The 16,562-nt window shown below is 69.0% G+C and carries 15 protein-coding genes; 13 read left to right on the top strand and 2 right to left on the bottom strand.

Annotated features, from left to right (window positions below; genetic code table 11):
- The first annotated feature begins 47 nt into the window (after positions 1 to 47).
- Together CLD20_RS08750 and CLD20_RS08745 are read left to right on the top strand one after the other, a co-directional pair.
- The gene (locus tag CLD20_RS08750; protein WP_224406234.1) at positions 48 to 614 is read left to right on the top strand and encodes a hydrolase; all 567 of its coding nucleotides are present in this window, start codon (positions 48 to 50) and stop codon (positions 612 to 614) included.
- On the top strand, positions 607 to 1,710 hold the full coding sequence (locus CLD20_RS08745) for an AbrB family transcriptional regulator (RefSeq protein ID WP_224406233.1): 1,104 nt from the start codon (positions 607 to 609) through the stop codon (positions 1,708 to 1,710). Before CLD20_RS08750 ends, CLD20_RS08745 begins: the two co-directional genes overlap by 8 nt.
- 21 nt (positions 1,711 to 1,731) lie before the next feature.
- Here CLD20_RS08745 and CLD20_RS08740 read toward each other — a convergent pair whose 3' ends face one another.
- Positions 1,732 to 2,169, bottom strand: coding sequence for a hypothetical protein (locus CLD20_RS08740; protein WP_224406232.1), 438 nt, complete (start codon positions 2,167 to 2,169; stop codon positions 1,732 to 1,734).
- Positions 2,170 to 2,382: 213 nt separating this feature from the next.
- Here CLD20_RS08740 and CLD20_RS08735 point away from each other — a divergent pair, with 213 nt between their 5' ends.
- Complete coding sequence (locus tag CLD20_RS08735; protein ID WP_224406231.1) at positions 2,383 to 3,084, top strand: hypothetical protein; 702 nt, start codon at positions 2,383 to 2,385, stop codon at positions 3,082 to 3,084.
- 35 nt (positions 3,085 to 3,119) lie between these two features.
- Here the strand turns inward: CLD20_RS08735 and CLD20_RS08730 are convergent, their stop codons facing one another.
- Positions 3,120 to 4,553, bottom strand: coding sequence for a phospholipase D-like domain-containing protein (locus CLD20_RS08730; RefSeq protein ID WP_224406230.1), 1,434 nt, complete (start codon positions 4,551 to 4,553; stop codon positions 3,120 to 3,122).
- A 207-nt stretch (positions 4,554 to 4,760) separates the two neighbouring features.
- On the opposite strand from CLD20_RS08730, the gene CLD20_RS08725 reads away from it, so the two are divergent.
- The 10 genes from CLD20_RS08725 to CLD20_RS08680 all read left to right on the top strand — a co-directional run bounded on the left by CLD20_RS08725 (position 4,761) and on the right by CLD20_RS08680 (position 16,551).
- Positions 4,761 to 6,776, top strand: a complete 2,016-nt coding sequence (locus tag CLD20_RS08725) for a DUF4139 domain-containing protein (protein WP_224406229.1) — start codon at positions 4,761 to 4,763, stop codon at positions 6,774 to 6,776.
- Positions 6,777 to 7,078: 302 nt separating this feature from the next.
- Complete coding sequence (locus CLD20_RS08720) at positions 7,079 to 7,696, top strand: isochorismatase family protein (RefSeq protein WP_224406228.1); 618 nt, start codon at positions 7,079 to 7,081, stop codon at positions 7,694 to 7,696.
- 129 nt (positions 7,697 to 7,825) lie between these two features.
- Complete coding sequence (locus tag CLD20_RS08715) at positions 7,826 to 8,545, top strand: spermidine synthase (protein WP_224406227.1); 720 nt, start codon at positions 7,826 to 7,828, stop codon at positions 8,543 to 8,545.
- A gap of 284 nt (positions 8,546 to 8,829) precedes the next feature.
- Positions 8,830 to 9,969: an ATP-grasp domain-containing protein gene (locus CLD20_RS08710; RefSeq protein WP_224406226.1), complete on the top strand. Its 1,140-nt coding sequence runs from the start codon at positions 8,830 to 8,832 to the stop codon at positions 9,967 to 9,969.
- Positions 9,969 to 10,901, top strand: a complete 933-nt coding sequence (locus CLD20_RS08705) for a CoA-binding protein (protein ID WP_224406225.1) — start codon at positions 9,969 to 9,971, stop codon at positions 10,899 to 10,901. Before CLD20_RS08710 ends, CLD20_RS08705 begins: the two co-directional genes overlap by 1 nt.
- On the top strand, positions 10,902 to 12,062 hold the full coding sequence (locus CLD20_RS08700) for an acyl-CoA dehydrogenase family protein (RefSeq protein WP_224406224.1): 1,161 nt from the start codon (positions 10,902 to 10,904) through the stop codon (positions 12,060 to 12,062).
- Between the two features lie 59 nt (positions 12,063 to 12,121).
- Positions 12,122 to 12,574 (top strand): tripartite tricarboxylate transporter TctB family protein, encoded by a 453-nt coding sequence (locus CLD20_RS08695; RefSeq protein WP_224406223.1) that lies wholly within the window; start codon positions 12,122 to 12,124, stop codon positions 12,572 to 12,574.
- Between the two features lies 1 nt (position 12,575).
- Positions 12,576 to 14,081 (top strand): tripartite tricarboxylate transporter permease, encoded by a 1,506-nt coding sequence (locus CLD20_RS08690; RefSeq protein ID WP_224406222.1) that lies wholly within the window; start codon positions 12,576 to 12,578, stop codon positions 14,079 to 14,081.
- 61 nt (positions 14,082 to 14,142) lie between these two features.
- Complete coding sequence (gene gcvA, locus CLD20_RS08685; protein WP_224406221.1) at positions 14,143 to 15,054, top strand: transcriptional regulator GcvA; 912 nt, start codon at positions 14,143 to 14,145, stop codon at positions 15,052 to 15,054.
- A 75-nt stretch (positions 15,055 to 15,129) separates the two neighbouring features.
- Entirely contained in the window at positions 15,130 to 16,551 is a 1,422-nt protein-coding gene (locus tag CLD20_RS08680; RefSeq protein ID WP_224406220.1) for an aldehyde dehydrogenase family protein, read from the top strand.
- Positions 16,552 to 16,562 lie beyond the last annotated feature (11 nt).

Below are 16,562 nucleotides of genomic sequence, written 5' to 3'. Positions count from 1 at the left end.
TCCGGTCACTTTCTCCCCGGGGCCGCACCTTCCGAACGAGAGACCCCATGCCCGAGCTTTCCCCGGAGACCGCCTGTCTCGTCCTCATCGACCTGCAGGAGGGCATCGTTTCGCGCCCGGCCGAGCCGCGCCCGGCCGCCGAGGTCGTGGCGACCGGCAAGGCGCTCGCCGCGCGCTTCCGCGCCGCCGGCGCCCCCGTGGTGCTGGTTCGCGTCGTCTTCGCCCCAGATTTCTCCGACGCGCCTCCGGGCCGGACCGACCAGCCTATCCCGCGGCCGGAAGGCGGTTTGCCGGCCGGTTTCGGCACGCTGGTGGAAGGTCTGGAGCACCCGGGCGACCTCGTCGTCACCAAGCGCAACTGGGGCGCCTTCTACGGCACCGATCTCGACATGCTCCTGCGCCGCCGCGGCATCCGCAGCGTCGTCGTCGGCGGCATCGCCACCAATTTCGGCGTCGAATCGACCGTCCGCCAGGCCTGGGAGCGGGGCTACGACGTCCTGGTGGCGGAGGATGCCTGCGCCGGCCCTGCGGCCGACATGCACGAGATGGCGATGACGCGGATCTTCCCGCGCCTGTGCCGCGTCACGACCTCCGCCGAGATTGCCTTTGCCTGATCCGGGGGCCGACGGGCGAAAATGGCGGCGCTTCGGCCCGGCCTCCTGGCCGGCCGGGCTGCGCTGGCCGGCGCTTCTGGCGCTTTCCCTCCTCCTGCTGACGGTTCTGGAAACCCTCCATCTTCCGGCGGCGCTTCTGCTCGGCCCGATGCTGGCGGCGATCCTGCTGGCCGCATCCGGCGGGGTCGTGCGCGTTCCGCCCTCCGCTTTCATCGGCGCGCAGGGCGTTCTCGGCTTCATGATCGCCGGTATCCTGCCCGCCACCATCTTCCGCGAGGTGGCCAGCGACTGGCCGGTCTTCGTCGCCGGCACGCTCTCCACGGTCGTACTGGCGGCGCTCCTCGGCTGGGTGCTGACGCGGGCGCGGCTCCTGCCGGGCACGACCGCCGTCTGGGGTTCGGCGCCCGGGGCGGCTGCGGTCATGACGGTGATGTCGGAAGATTACGGCGCCGACATGCGCCTCGTCGCCTTCATGCAGTATCTGCGCGTTGCCTGCTGCGCCGTCGTCGCCACCATCGCGGGCCGGCTGGTCGGCGTGCCGGGCGGGGCGGTCGCGCCGGTCGAATGGTTCCCGGCCATCCCCTGGCCGGCCTTCCTGGCGACGCTCGCCTGCGCCCTCGGCTCGGCCTGGATAGGCTTTCGCCTGCGCCTTCCGGGCGGCGCGCTCCTCTTGCCGCTCTGCCTCGGCCTCTTCCTGGAGCTTTCCGGCACCCTGACGATTTTCCTGCCGCCCTGGCTCCTTGCCATCACCTATGCCGGCCTCGGCTGGGCCATCGGCATGCGCTTCACGCCGGCCGTCCTTGCCCATGCCGCGCATATCTTCCCGCAGGTGCTCGCCTCGACGCTGGCCCTGATCGCGCTCTGCGGGGGCCTTGCCGGTCTTCTCGTGCTCTTCGCCGATATCGACCCGCTGACCGCCTACCTCGCCACCACGCCGGGCGGGGCCGATTCCGTCGCCATCATCGCCGCTGCCACCAACGTCGACGCCGCCTTCGTCATGGCGATGCAGGTGGCCCGCTTCTTCGTCGTCCTGCTGGTCGGCCCCTCTCTCGCCCGCCTCATGTCGAGGGGCGCGGCGCCCGGTCCCGGCGCCTGAGCGGGGCGTCGGGACGCAGGCTCAGCGAAAGCCGTTGCCGTTCCAGCGCAGGGTGAGGGGCTTGCCGCCCTGCCCGAACAGATGGATTTCCGGGCGGCTGCCGGCGCCGAGCGCCAGCCCGCCGGAAAGGATCTCCTCCTCCAGCTTCAGGAGCGCCCCGCGTCGCACATAGATGAGCACGGAGCACAGCTGCGCCCCGCAGAAACCGCTCTGGCGGATGCCCTCGCCCTCGCGGTCGCAGGCGATGCCCCGGTGGTTGAGGATGAGGTCGAGCTTGCCGTCGCCGGTAATGTCGCGCTCGATCACGCCGGAAGGGTCCATCCTTCCCGCTGCCCCGTCGCACGCCGCCGCGATCTGTTCCGCGATCAGGTAGTCGGCCGCCTTCGTGCGGGCCGGCGCGGGGCTTGCCTGCAGGGCGAGAAGGGCGACGAGGAGGAGAAGTGCGAGACGGCAGGTCATGCGGATCGGTAGCAGAGCGGGGCGCTCTCGCCAATTCTCTCGCCGTCGCATTGGATGCACAACTTAAAGTATATTTCTGCGGATGTCTGGGTTACACTGTGCTGCGTCAGTACACGGAGGAAGTCGATGCGCACCACCCGGATCGCTTTGCTTGCATGCCTTGCCCTTCCTGTCTTCGCGAGCGAGGCTTTTGCAGTATGTGGTTGTACGGGCTTGACCATCGCCCATGCGGCCGGCGGCACCCAGATCATCTGCAGCGCCAATCAGCGCCCAGGCTTTCCCGAATGCGACGAACGCACCGGCGGCGCGCGCAACGCCTGCGCCACGACCTATGAATATGCCTGCCCGACCGGGGCCAACAGCCAGAGCCTTGCCGCGGCCATGCCCTCGCAGAAGACCGGCTTCGGCGCCAATGCGGTGCTGACCGGCACGGAAACGCAATGCACGAGCGGCCAGCTCCTCACCCTCACCATCAATGGTGCGGGCGGCGTCGAGCCGAACCCCGATATCAATCCGACCAACGCTACCGGCGCCGCCGGGCAGCTCGTCCCGAACGTCACCTTCAACGTCGATAACGACGCCACCCATCCCTTTCCGCAGTTTCCGCGTGGCGGCGGCACGGTGGCGGCTCCGAACTTCGGCGGTGATAATTATCGCTGGGCCGACAATGCGGCCGTGCTGATCGAGCGCGCGCCCGGTCTCACCCGCTGGTGGGACAACACCGACCAGGGCAAGGACACGCAGGCCGAGGTCGCCAGCTGGTCCTACAAGTTCGTCTCCTGGGTGAAGGGATCGAGCGCGGCGCAGCCGAGCTGTGCCTGCGGCTTCGACATCACGGTCGACTGGCCGGCGAACGCCGACCCGGTGACGACCTACACGCAGGACGCGGCCTATTCGAGCAACTGCCATTTCTGAACGCTGGATGGCCCGCGCCCGGCAGGTCCCGCCGCTCAGGCCCCGACGAGGCCCTTGAGGCTTTTCCAGAGTTTGTGCGGCCGCTCCGGGTCGGCAAGGTCGCTGTCGCCGAGCGCTTCCTCCTGATCCGTCAGCTCGCGCATCGGCACGAGCTTCATCGCAGGCGGCTCGTCGCCGAACTCCCGGATCGCGGCGATCAACGAGCCGCCGGAGCGCTCCAGCGAGGCTTCGATCTCCGCGCGGCTCGCCCCGAGATGCTCGGCGAGGAGGTTGTTGCGGATCCGGGCGATGGTCGCTCGGGCCGCCTCGTCCGTTCCTTCCAGCACCACGTCGCATTCCGTGTCGTAGCCCATCGACCGGTTGTTGAGGTTCGCCGAGCCGATCTTCAGGATCGTGTCGTCGGCGATCATGATCTTGGCGTGGACATAGATCGGCGTGCCGGCCGCGTTGACCGGATAGAGAATGCGGAAGCGCCCGTGCCGGTCGGCGTCGAGCACGCGCCGCATCATCTGGATGCGGGCCGAATCCATCACCTTGGCCTCCAGCCAGCCTTCGGCGGTGTCCGGATTGACGATGACGATCTCCGGCGGGTCGTCCTCTTGGAGCCGGGTCGCGATCGCCTTCGCGATGGCGATGGAGGCGAAATACTGGCTCTCGATATAAAGGCTCTTCTTCGCGCGCTGGATGATCTGGAGTTTGAGCTTCTCGATCTCGCTGATCTGCGGGCTATCCTCGTAGGCCGGTATGGTGCGGGCGAGGCCGACGGTGATATCCCGGAAGTCGGGCTCAAGGCAGTCCGGCCAGGCGGCGGCGCCCCCTTCCACAGGGGGCAGCTCCTCGTCGCAGGCCTTCTGCCAGCGCCGGCGGGCGAGGTCGCCGATCATCCTGGCAGCCGGCCCGGAGATGCATGTCGTGGCGTCGTGCCAGGGGCCGAGCTGGTTGCGCCAGGGCGAGCGCCGTCCCTTGCGTCCCTCCTCGTGCTCGGGCGTGTCCCAGCGTCCGAGCGTCATGTCGATGCCGCCGCAGAACGCGACGGTATCGTCGATGGCGAGGATCTTCATGTGGTGCGCGGCGAGAGGCGGATGGGCGTGATCCAGCTTCATCTGCACGCGCCCATGCGTCATCCATTGCAGGATGTAGAAGGGCGTCTCCCCGCGCGACAGCGATTCCATGATCCCCGCATCCCATTTGAGGATACGCACTTCCACGTCGTCGCGATGCTTGGCGAGCCAGTTGAGGAAGCTGCCGATCTGGTTGGGCCCTTCGAGCGTCTTTTCTTCCGGCTCCAGCTTGATGCGGGCGTCGAAGTCCCATCCGACGATGATGACGGATTTCTTCGCCTTCAGCATCGCCTGCTTGGCGGCGAAGAAGAAGGCGGCGGCGTCGATGATGACGGTGAGCTCATCGGCCTGCGCCTTGCGCCAGGTCGTGGCGTCGTTCATCAACTGGTCGTGGTCGTCGGCGCGCATCCATGCCCCCTGGCGGCGTTCGCGAAACGGAAATTGGCGGCGGATGGGAAGGTTCCTCGCCCGATCCATCCATCTGGCCCATGCGCCGCGCGAGACAAGGCGTCAACCAGGCCTGCCTTGTGGCGCAGAGGCGGCGGAACGTCTTCTTCTGGCCTCCATCGCCAGCCCCTACTGTTCCCGGAACGACAATGGACCGAGAGGCTTTCAATGTATCCTTCCTCTTCCGCCCGCCGTCGCGACGCGCTGACGCTGCCGGCCGCCGCAATCCTCCTTGCCCTGCCGTCTCTCCTCCTGCCTTCCCCGGCGGCCGCCCTGGATGCCGCCCCGGTGACGGAGGTGACGCTTTCCTCCGGCGGCCTCGCGGAGATCGTCCGGCGCGCCCATGTCGCCGGCGATGCGGAGCTTTCCGTCTCCGTCCCTTCCGACCAGGTCGACGATGTTCTCAAGAGCCTTCTCGTCTCCGATCCCTCCGGCACCGTGACCGGCGCGGCGCTGCCGGGTCCGGACGGCACGGTCGCCGCCTTCCGCACGATGCCCTTCCAGCCATCCGACATGCGCTCGCCCGGCGCCTTGATGGCCGCGCTCGTCGGGGCGCGGGCAAAGGCCGAGCGCGACGGCAGCACCTATGAGGGCCGCGTCCTCGGCGTTTCCGAGCGAAAGGTCGGGGAGGGGGCGAGCGAGACGCTCCTGTCGCTCGCGACCGATGCGGGCGAGATCGTCTCCGTGCCGCTGGACGGCGCCACGCGCCTCACCCTTGAGGACGAGGCGCTGAAGGCCAAGCTCGCCGAGGCGATCGACATCCTCGCTGCCTCCCGCACGGAAGGCACGCTCGATGTCGAGGTCTCGCTCGCCGGCGAAGGCGAGCGCGACGTGGCGATCCGCTACGTCGTGCCGGCGCCGGTCTGGAAGACGGCGCACCGTCTCGTCCTGCCCGGCGAGCAGGATGAAGAGGGCAGGGCGCGGATGCAGTCCTGGGCGGTGATCGAGAATTTCTCCGGCGCCGACTGGCAGGGCGTGCGCCTGTCGCTGACCTCCGGCGAGCCGGTGACCCTGCGCCAGAGCCTTCACGCCGCCCATTGGGCGAACCGGCAGGAAGTGCCCGTCTCCGAGGCGCCGGATATCGGCATGCCGCAGGCCCAGTTCCGCGCCAAGGGCGCCCTCGACCAGCTCCAGGCGGGCCTTGCCGAAATGTCCCGCGGCGACGCCGCGCCGGCCCCGATGGCCGCCGCGCCGATCTCCGCTCCGACTGAGGAGGCCGCGACGGCCGAGAGTGAGGTCGCCGTCACCTACACCATCCCCTGGCCGGTCGATCTCGGCGAGGGAAAGTCGCTCACCCTGCCGGTCGTCGATCGGCAGATGGAGGCCGAGCGCCTCTCCGTCTTCGCCCTCGGCTCCGCATCGGTCCATCCGCGCGCGGCGGTTCGCCTCGTCAATTCGGCCGAAACCTCGCTGGCGCCAGGCATCGTCACCCTCTTCGACCCGGTCTCCGGCTATACCGGCGACGCCATGCTGCCGGCGGTGGCGCCGGGCGCCGATGTCACCGTCGCCTTTGCCAGCGACCGCAAGGTGAAAATCGCCGTCTCGCGGAAGCCGGACGAGCACATCGTCTCCGCCCGCGTCGCCGATGGCAGCCTCGTCGCGACCCGCCGCCACCGCGCCGTCACCACCTATGACGTGACCGGCGCCGCCGACGCCCCGCGCAGCCTGCGCATCGAGCAGCCGCGCCGCCCCGGCTGGCAGGCGAGCGTGGAAGGCGGCACCCGGGAGAAGGAGAGCGACGCCAACCGGCTCCTCGTGCGCACGCAAATTCCGGCCGGCGCCCGCCAGGAGGTGCGGCTCACCGAGGAGCGGCTGGTGGAGGAGAGCTACGGCCTTTCCGACATCGACGCCGACTTCATCCTCACCGTCGCTTCCGCCGAGGGCACCCCGCCGGATCTGGCGGCCAGTCTGAAGGAGATCGCGGCCCTGCGCGCCAGGGAGCGCGAGGCCGAGGCGGCGCTGCAGAGCGCCGAGGGCAAGGTGGAGCGGCTGACGCAGAACCAGCAGCGTCTGCGCCAGAATCTCGCCGCCGCGCCGCGCGGCAGCGACCTTGCCAACCGCTTCCTCGACGATCTCGCTGCCTCCGAGGACGAGATTCTCCGCGCCATGGATGCGGCCGAGGCCGCCCGCCGCAGCCACCAGGCGCTGAAGGCGGAGCTTGAGGAGAAGGTGGCCGGCCTCTAGCGCCCCCGCCGCGCGGGGCCGTCCGGTGCCGCCCCGGGCCCGCCCGTGCCGACCGCGGCCCTTCTGCAACGCGCTCCGGCCTTGCCGTCGCAGGCGGCATTTTTCGATTGATCTTGGCGCCGCTCTTGGCCAGAAGGGCGCCATGATCGACCGCGTGCTCCGAACCGCCACCCGTTATTGGCGCTTCCTCTAGGAAGCGGCAGTCGTCATCTTGGACCATTGCCGCCGCGTTTCGGGCGAGCAAGGTCATCCATTCCCTCTTCTTCTCCCGATCCGCGCCGGCCCACTTGAAGGGAAAGCCGGTGAACGTCTCGAACAAAGTCGACTGGGAGATCGACCCCGCCCGATCGGCGCTTCTCCTGCAGGATCTGAAGGGCCCGCACCTTGCCCCGCTCCCCGCCCGCGAGCGGGCCGCGCTCCATGCCGAGGCGGAGCGTCTCGCCCGGCTCTGCGCCGCGCGCGGCATGCCGGTCTTCATCTGCGAGATGGCCCCTGCCGGCATCGGCGGCGCCGAGGGCCTGATGCGCGATATGTGGGGGAACGCGGCAAGCCCTGGCGCGCCCGCGCCGGGCCTCAGGCTCGACGGCCTTGCCGCGCACGAGGTCATGAGGCGCGGCTATTCCGCCTTCTTCGGCTCCGACCTTGAGGTGATGCTGCGCCGGCTCTCGCGCGACAGCCTCCTCGTCGCCGGCCTTCACACCTCGATCGGCTGCCTGTCGACGGCGATCGACGCCTTCATGCGCGACATCCGCCCGATCATGGTCGCCGACGCCATGGCCGATTTCTCGCCGGAGGAGCACGAGGCGGGGCTGAGGAAGGCCGCGCAGACCTGCGCCCGCGTCGTCGAAATGAGCGAGATCGTCGCCGCGCTCGCCGTCCCGCGCCGTCCCCAGTTCGCCTGGACCTTCGACGTCTGCTGAGGAAAGCCCCCCGCCGGCCCGGCTTTCCGCCGGCGGGCGCGCCCCTTTTGGCTCGCAAACCTGTCTGCGGGCCCGGCCCCATCCGGCACTTCGCCTTTCCATGGCGGCCCGTATGTGTTGCATGGGCAAATGAGCGATCTCTTTGCCGAACTGGACTACCGCCCGACGCCGATCGGCACCCTCACGCTGCGCCGCCGGCGCGAACCCAAGCTCGGCATCGACCTCTTCGAGATCAAGCTCGGCGAAGAGTTCCTGATGTCGAGCCTCTTCACCGCTTCGGAGGAGGCGCTCGCCCGCCTCGGTATTGCGGCGCTGCAAGGCTCCGGCCTCGACGTTCTGGTCGGCGGCCTTGGCCTCGGCTACACGGCGGCCGAAGTGCTCCGCCACGAGCGCGTCGCCTCGCTCACCGTCGTGGAGATGCTGGAGCCGGTCATTGAATGGCATCGCGACGGGCTCCTGCCCCTCGGCGAAAAGCTGGTCGCCGACAGGCGCTGCCGCATCGTCGCCGGCGACTTCTTCGCCCTCGCCGCCGTCCCCGAGGGCTTCGATCCCGACGAGAAGGCGCGCCGCTTTGACGCCATCCTCCTCGATATCGACCACTCCCCCGAAGCGCTCCTCGATGCGCGCAGCACCGGCTTTTATCGTCCCGAAGGGCTCGCCGCGCTCGCCGGCCATCTGAAACCCGGCGGCATCTTCGCCCTCTGGTCCGACGACAGGCCGGACGAGGCTTTCCGCGAGCGCCTCGCCGGCGTCTTCGCCGAGGCCTGGATCGAGCCCGTCACCTTCCACAATCCGCTGCAGGACCGGCCTTTCACCCAGAGCGTCTATCTGGCGCGCACGAAGGCCTGAGGCCGAGACAGCGGCCTTTCGGGCGAGGCGGCGAAGACCGGCGGCCTCCCGATGCGCGAGGTGGGTGGCCGAGAGCGGCCGCCGGGGTCGCGGCTCCGCAGACCCCAACCGGGCAATGAGAAAAAGTCATTCCGCGCGCGTGCAAAACTCGTTTGTTGCCGCGCCCGGCGCGTTGAAAGAATGCGCCCGTCTCCGGAAGCGCCGCCCCGACGGCCGCTTCCGGCAAGGCCGGCACGTTCCCTTGCGGGCGATGACCGGCGCGAAAAAAGAGGAAGCGCCGCCACATGATGCTCCTGGAGCATGACGCCAAGGGTCTGCTTTCCGGCTTCGGCATCGCCGTGCCGGAAGGCGCTCTGGTGAAGAATGCCGCCGAGGCGGCTGCGCTCGGCGAGGGGCCCTGGATCGTCAAGGCGCAGGTGCCGGTCGGCGGCCGCGGCAAGGCCGGTGGCATCCGCCGCGCCGCCGGCCCGGCCGAGGCCGGCGAGGCGGCGGGCGCCCTCTTCGGCACCCGGCTGAAGGGCCATGAGATCCGCTCCTGCCGCCTGGAAAGGCCGGCTGCGGGCCTTGAATGCTATCTGAGCCTGGCTCTGGAGACGGCGAGCGGGCGTGTCGCGCTGCTCGCCTCTGCCGCCGGCGGCGTCGATATCGAGAGCGTGGCCGGCGATGCTTTGGCGCGGGCCGATGCGGCCTATGACGAGAAGGCGGTTCTCACCGCTCTTCGGTCCGCGGTGGGCGCCCTGCCGGAGCCGGCCCGTTCCGGAATTCTCTCCGTCGCCGCGGAGGTCGTGGCGGCGTTCTTTGCGCGCGAGCTGACGCTTCTGGAGATCAACCCGCTCTTCGTCACCCCGCAGGGCCGCGCCGTCGCGGGCGACGCCAAGATCGTTCTCGACCTCAACGCCCTGCCGCGCCAGGCCGAGCTCGTCGGGCTTCTGAGCGCGCGCGCCGCCGACTACCGCGAGGCGAACCTCAAGCTCGCCCACGGCTTCGATTTCGTCGTCCTGGATGCTGAGGGCGATGTCGGCCTCGTCACCACCGGGGCGGGGCTCTCCATGCAGGTCGCCGACGAGCTGACCGCCATGGGCGCGCGCCCGTTCAATTTCTGCGACCTGCGCGCCGGCGGCCTCAAGGGCAATCCGGAACGGCTCGTCCATCTCCTCGGCTGGATCGCGGCGGCGCCGAACGTGAAGGTGACGCTCGTCAACATTTTTGCCGGCATCACCCATCTCGGCGAGTTTTCGACGACGCTGCTGGAAGCGCTCGACCTCGTGCCGGATTTCCGCCTGCCCATCGTCGCCCGCCTCGTCGGCCACGGGCTGGAGGAGGCAAGGGAGATCGTCGCCGCTTCCGGCCGCGACCTCGCCATCGAAACCGATCTCGACGTCGCCCTGGCGCGCACCGCCGAGCTGGCGCGGAAAGGCGCGTGATGGCCGCTCTCGCTGAAAGAAACACGCACGCCGAGCCGGCGATCTTCGGCATCCCGGCCTCCGCCGGCGTCCTCGTCCAGGGTGCGACGGGCCGCATCGGCGCACGCCATATGGGCCTGATGCGCGCCGCCGGCTCCAATGTCGTGGGAGGCGTCTCGCCCTCCGGCCGCACCAGCGAGGTGGACGGCGTTCCCGTCTTCACCTCCTGCGCCGAGGCCGTCGGCGCCACCGGCGCCCGCATGAGCGTCGTCATGGTGCCGCCCCTGCAGGTGCTGCCCGCCATCGAGGACGCCGTTGCGGCGGGCATCGATCTCGTCGTTTCCATCACCGAGGGCGTGCCGGTCGCCGATGCAATGCGCGCTCTGGCGCTGACGAAGGAGGCGGGGGTGCGCTGGGTGGGTTCCTCCACGCCGGGCATCGCCATTCCGGGCGTCCTGAAGCTCGGCTTCCTGCCGGACGCGACCCTCTCGCCGGGCCCGCTCGGCGTCATGTCGAAGAGCGGCACGCTTTCCTACGAGGTTTCCTGGCGGCTGGTCGCAGCAGGTCTCGGCCAGTCGAGCTGGATCGGCGTCGGCGGCGATCCGGTGAAGGGCACGCGCTTTGCCGACCTTCTCCCGTATTTCGCCGAAGATCCGGCCACCCGGGCCGTCATCGCCGTCGGCGAGATCGGCGGCTCGGAGGAAGAGGAGCTGGCGGCGGCGATCCGCGACACCGGCTTTGCCAAGCCGCTTTACGCCATCATCGCCGGGCAGGGCGCGCGCGAGGGCATTTCCATGGGCCATGCCGGCGCGCTGATCGCCGGGGGCGCCGGCACGCTGGCCTCCAAGGCGGAGGCGCTTCAGGCCGCCGGCGCGCATGTCTTTTTTACCATCAGGGAACTGGCCGAGGCTGTCGCAGGCAGTCCCGATCTGCGAGCGGAGGCACAAGGTTAGATGCAGTTGACGGAGGAGCAGCGGCTGCTCGTGCGTAGTGTGCGCGATCTGGCGCAGAACGAGATCAAGCCCAACGCCATCAAGTATCTCGACGGCACCTTTCCCTGGGAGAACATCCGCAAGCTCGCCGATCTCGGCGTTCTCGGAATGTCGGTGCCGGAAGAGTATGGCGGGCTCGGCCTGTCGATCCTCGATACGGCCCTCGTCCTCGAGGAGATCGCCAAGACCTGCTACGTGACGGCGATGGCCGTTCTCGGCGAGGTCGGCGTGCAGACCCGTGTCATCTCCACCTACGCGCCGGAGCACATCAAGGCCGATATCCTGCCGCGCGTGTGCACCGGCGAGGCGCTGCTCGCCATCTGCATGACGGAGCCGGACGCCGGCACCGATGTCGCCAGCTACCGCACCAATACCCGCCGCGCCGGCGACAGGGTGGTCCTCAACGGCACCAAGACGCTGATCAGCCGGGCGGACGAGGCGGAGATGTTCGTCGTCTTCACCCGCGTCGACGGAACGCCCGGCAACAAGGGCATCGGCTGCGTGCTCGTTCCGCGCACCACGCCCGGCTTTGCCGTCACCGGCCGCTTTCACACCCTCGGCGGCGAATATCTCCACGAAGTCCAGTTCACCGATTGCGAGCTGCCGGCGGAGAACCTCGTTCTCGCCGAGGACGGGCTGAAGAAGCTGCTGCACGCTTTCAACACCCAGCGCTGCCTCAACCCTTCCATCTCGCTGGGCCTTGCGGAGGGCGCCTTCGACGAGGCGCGCCGCTACATGCAGGAGCGCACCGCCTTCGGCCAGCCGATCGGCGATTTCCAGGGCATGCGCTGGAAGCTGGCGGACATGTACAAGGACATCGAGGCCTCGCGCGTCCTCCTCTACGACGCCTGCGTCTCGGCCGATCCTTTCCCCGATCCGCTGAAGGCGGCGGTGGCGAAGATCTTCACCAACGAGATGGCGCTGCGCGTCACCAGCGAGGCGATCCAGATCTTCGGCGGCTTCGGCTTCACCGACGAGTACCCGGTTTCGCGCTTCTATCGGGGGGCGCGCTACGGCACTCTGGGTGGCGGCACTTCGGAAACCCTGCGCAATCTCATCGGCAAGCGGCTGATGGCCGGCGCCGACGCGCCGGACGGGATCTTGGGCATGAACGGCTACTGAGGCGACGGGAGAAATCGGACCAAGGCCGCCGCCAGAGCGGCCGGGGAGGAAACGTCCGGGTGAGAATACAGAACGCAATTGCAGGGGGCCTGATGATCGCCCTGGCCGCCGTCGCCATCCGCGAGGGGATGGCGCACGATCTCGGCCGCATGGCGAATATCGGCCCGGGCTTCTTTCCGCTGATGCTCGGCATGATCCTGGCCGTGCTCGGTGCGGCGATCCTCTTCGTGCGCGAGACGGTGCCGGAGGACCTCGCCGACACGCTCGCAGAGCTGCGCCAGGCGCTCCGCCCGCTTCTGTGCATCTGTGGCGGCGTCGCCGCCTTCGCGCTCCTCATCGGCCGGGTGGGGCTGGTGCCGGCGACCATGGCCGTCGTCGTCATCGGCGGCTTTGCCTGGCGCGATGCGCGCCCGATGCCGGTCCTGCTCCTGGCGATCGGCCTTTCCGCCTTCGCCGCCCTTGTCTTCCGCATCGGCCTCGGCATGCCGATGCCGCTGCTGAAGGGATTTTGAGATGGAAATCTTTTCCCATCTCGGCATCGGCATCGAGGCGGCCTTTTCCTTCTCCGCTCTCCTCAACTGCCTGATCGGCGTCACGCTCGGTACCTTCATCGGCGTCCTGCCGGGGGTGGGGCCGCTCGCGACCATCGCCATCCTCCTGCCCGTCACCTTCAGCCACGAGCCCACCGACGCGCTGATCATGCTCGCCGGCATCTATTACGGCGCCCAGTACGGCGGCTCGACCGCCTCGATCCTGCTCAACGTGCCGGGCACGGCGACCTCGGCCGTCACCTGCCTCGACGGCTATCCGATGGCCCAGCAGGGCAGGGCAGGCGTGGCGCTGTTCATCACCACGATCGCCTCCTTCTTCGGCTCCTTCGTCGGCGTCATTCTCGTCGCCGGCTTCGCGCCGCTTCTGGCGGCCTTCGCGCTGCAATTCTCGGCGGCGGAATATTTCTCGCTGATGGTGCTCGGCCTGATCGCGGCCTCGCTGGTCGGCCGCGGCGCGCCGCTGCGCTCCGTGGCGATGGTGGTGGTGGGGCTTCTCCTCGGCATCGTCGGCATCGACGTCAATACGGCGGAGTTCCGCTTCACCTACGGCGTCATGGAGCTTGCCGACGGCATCCATCTCGTCATCGTCGCGACCGGCATGTTCGGCGTTGCCGAGATCATCTCCAGCCTTGTGCGCCCGCCGGAAAGGCGCGTCGCCAGTCGCGACATCACCTGGCGCTCGCTGCTGCCGACGCGCGAGGACATGCGCCGCTCCTGGGGCCCGATGCTGCGCGGCACCTCCATCGGCTCTCTCTTCGGCGCGTTGCCGGGCACCGGCTCCACCATCGCCTCCTTCATCGCCTATGCGACGGAGGTGAAGATCGCCAAAGAGCCGGAGCGCTTCGGCCGCGGGGCGGTGGAGGGCGTTTCCGCGCCCGAAAGCGCCAACAACGCCGCCGCCCAGACGGCCTTCATCCCGACGCTGACGCTCGGCATCCCGGGCGATGCCGTCATGGCGGTGATGATCGGCGCGCTGATGATCCACGGCATCATTCCGGGGCCGCGCCTCATCGTCGAACAGCCCTCGCTCTTCTGGGGGCTGATCGTCTCCTTCATGATCGGCAACGTCATGCTGGTCATCCTCAACCTGCCCCTGATCGGCATCTGGGTGCGCATCCTGTCGATCCCCTATTCGGCGCTCTTTCCCTCGATCCTCGTCTTCATCTGCGTCGGGGTCTATTCGATCCGCAATTCGGCCTTCGACGTCCTGATGGTCGTGATCTTCGGCCTCGTCGGCTACGGGCTGAAGATCCTGCGGTTTGAGCCGGCGCCGCTCCTCCTCGGCCTCGTTCTCGGGCCGATGATGGAGGAGAACTTTCGCCGCGCCCTGCTCATCTCGCGCGGCTCGGCCTGGGTCTTCGTCGAACGCCCGATCAGCGCCGCCTTTCTTCTCTCCACCGTTGCGCTCATCGCCTGGATCACGATAGAGCGCATCAGGGGCCGCAAAGAGCGTGAAGCCGAAGCCTGAGGTCCCTGTTCCGTCCTCCGCCTTCCCGGCGGAGCGATGGCGAAACCGAAACCAGGACCGGATGGCGAGCCCCTTTCCACCGCTCAATCCCCTGAGAGCTTTCGAGGTGGCGGCGCGCCACATGAGCTTTACGCTGGCCGCCGACGAGCTTTGCGTGACGCAGGGCGCCGTCAGCCGGCAGGTGAAGGCGCTGGAGGACCATCTCGGTTTCCAGCTTTTCCAGCGTCATCCGCGGGGGCTCGCCCTGACGCAGAGCGGACGCATCTACGCCGCCGCTCTCACCGACAGCTTCGAGCAGATCTCCCAGGCGACGGACGAGCTTCTGGCGGCCCGCAACGAGACCAGCCTGACGATCAAGGGCTACACCACCTTCCTCAACCGCTGGCTCCTGCCGAGGCTTCCGGATTTTCAGATCCGCCACCCCAACATCAAGGTGCAGTTCGTGGCGGCGAGCGGCTCGGTGAATTTCGACCGCGAGGAGGCCGATATCGGCATCCGCTACGGCAAGGGGCACTGGCGCGGCCTTGTCTCCGAGCCCGTCTTCAACGACCGTCTGACGCCCGTCTGCAGCCCGCGCCTCCTGGAAGGTCTGGGCCGCGCGCCCGTTCCGTCCGACATTCTCGCCTTTCCCCTTCTGCATCTGCGGCGCCGCCAGCACGACTGGGCCGACTGGCTGGCGCTCGCCGGGGTGGAAGGCGCCGAGGAGGCCGAGACGCTCTATCTGGAAGAGCTCGCCATCGCCTATGAATGCGCCATCTCCGGCTACGGCTTTGCCATCGGGCAGATCGAGTATCTGGCCGCCGAGCTTGCCGAGGGCCGCCTGATCGCGCCCTTCGAGACCGTGCTGGAGCGCGACATCGGCTATCACCTCATCGTCCCGGCGTCCCGGGCGGGCATCTCCAAGGTGGAGGCCTTCCGCGCCTGGATGCGCGAGCTGCGCGCCCGTTCGGGCCCGGATGAGCTCAGCTCATAGCGTCCGGCAGATTTTGTCGGTTGCCGGGGGCGCGCCTCCCGACCTAGCGTCCCGCCAGATTTCCGGAAAACGATCATGACAGCACAGAGAATCCCGCTCCTCATCGGCGGCGAGTGGCGCGAGGCGCGAAGCTTCTCCCTGCGCTGCGACCCCTATCGCGGCGACGCCGTGGCCGAGGTGCCGCGATGCGGGCGCGAGGAGGTGGATGCCGCGCTTGCCGCGGCCTCTGCCGCGCGCGAGGCTGCCGCCGAGACGCCGCCTGCCGAGCGGGCCGCCCTGCTGCGGCGGACGGCCGATCTCGTGCGCGACCGCTCCGGCATGCTGGCGGAGACGATGGCGCGCGAGACGGGAAAGGCGATCGCCGATGCGCGGCGCGAGATCGACCGCTCCGTCAGCACCCTAGATATCTCCGCCGAGGAGGCGGTGCGCATCGCCGGCGAGCATGTGCCGATGGATTCCTCGCCGAACGGGGCGGGCAAGCTCGCCCTCCTCATGCGCTATCCGCTGGGTGTGGTCGCCGCCATCACGCCCTTCAACGCGCCGGTCAATCTCACCTGCCACAAGCTCGGGCCGGCGATCGCGGCCGGCGACACGGTGGTGCTGAAGCCCTCGCCGGCCTCCTCGCTGACCGTCCACCGGCTGGTCGAGCTTTTTCAGGAGGCGGGCGCGCCGCCGGGACTGATCAACACCGTCTTCGGCGAAGAGGCGGGCGCGCTTCTGGTGGAGGATGCGCGCGCCGATTTCATCTCCTTTACCGGATCGAGCCGCGTCGGCGCGCTGATCTCGCGGGCCGCGGGCCTGCGCCGCCTCGCCCTGGAACTCGGCGGCAACGGCTTCACCATCCTCGCCGAGGACGCCGACATCGACGCCGCGGCCGCGATCTGCGGCGCCAATTCCATGCGCCTTGCCGGCCAGAGTTGCGTGTCCGTGCAGAACATCGCCGTGCATGAAAGCCTCGCCCGGCCCTTTGCGGAAAAGCTGGCGGCGGTGGTCGACACGCTGAAGGTCGGCGACCCGCTCGCCGGGGACACCGATATCGGCACCCTCATCGACGAGGCGGCAGCGATCCGCGTCGATGAGGCGGTCGCGCGCGCCGTCTCCGGTGGGGCCGAGGGGCTCCGGCGCGGCGGACGGGCGGGGGCGCAGCTTGCGCCGAGCGTCCTGTTCGCCCCGGCGCCCGAGGCGCCGATCGTCTGCGAGGAGATATTCGGTCCCGCCGTCAGCGTCGTGCCCTACCGCGATATCGAGGAGCCGTTCGCCTGGGTGAACCGAAGCCGCTACGGATTGCAGACCGGCCTCTTCACCCAGTCGCTGCCGCTGGCGCGCCGGGCGATGAAGACGCTGCGCACCGGCGGCCTCGTGGTCGGCGGCACCTCCACATGGCGGGCCGACGAGATGCCCTATGGCGGTGTCGGCGACAGCGGCATCGGCCGCGAGGGACCGCGCTATGCCATCCGCGAGATGAGCGAAGAGCGGCTTGCGATCTTCAACGTGTAAAAAAGAAAGGG

This window comes from Afifella sp. IM 167 (genome assembly GCF_020144925.1).
Classification (GTDB): domain Bacteria; phylum Pseudomonadota; class Alphaproteobacteria; order Rhizobiales; family Afifellaceae; genus Afifella.
The sequence above is the reverse complement of the archived record's forward strand: the minus strand, read 5'-3'. Positions and strand labels throughout refer to the sequence as shown.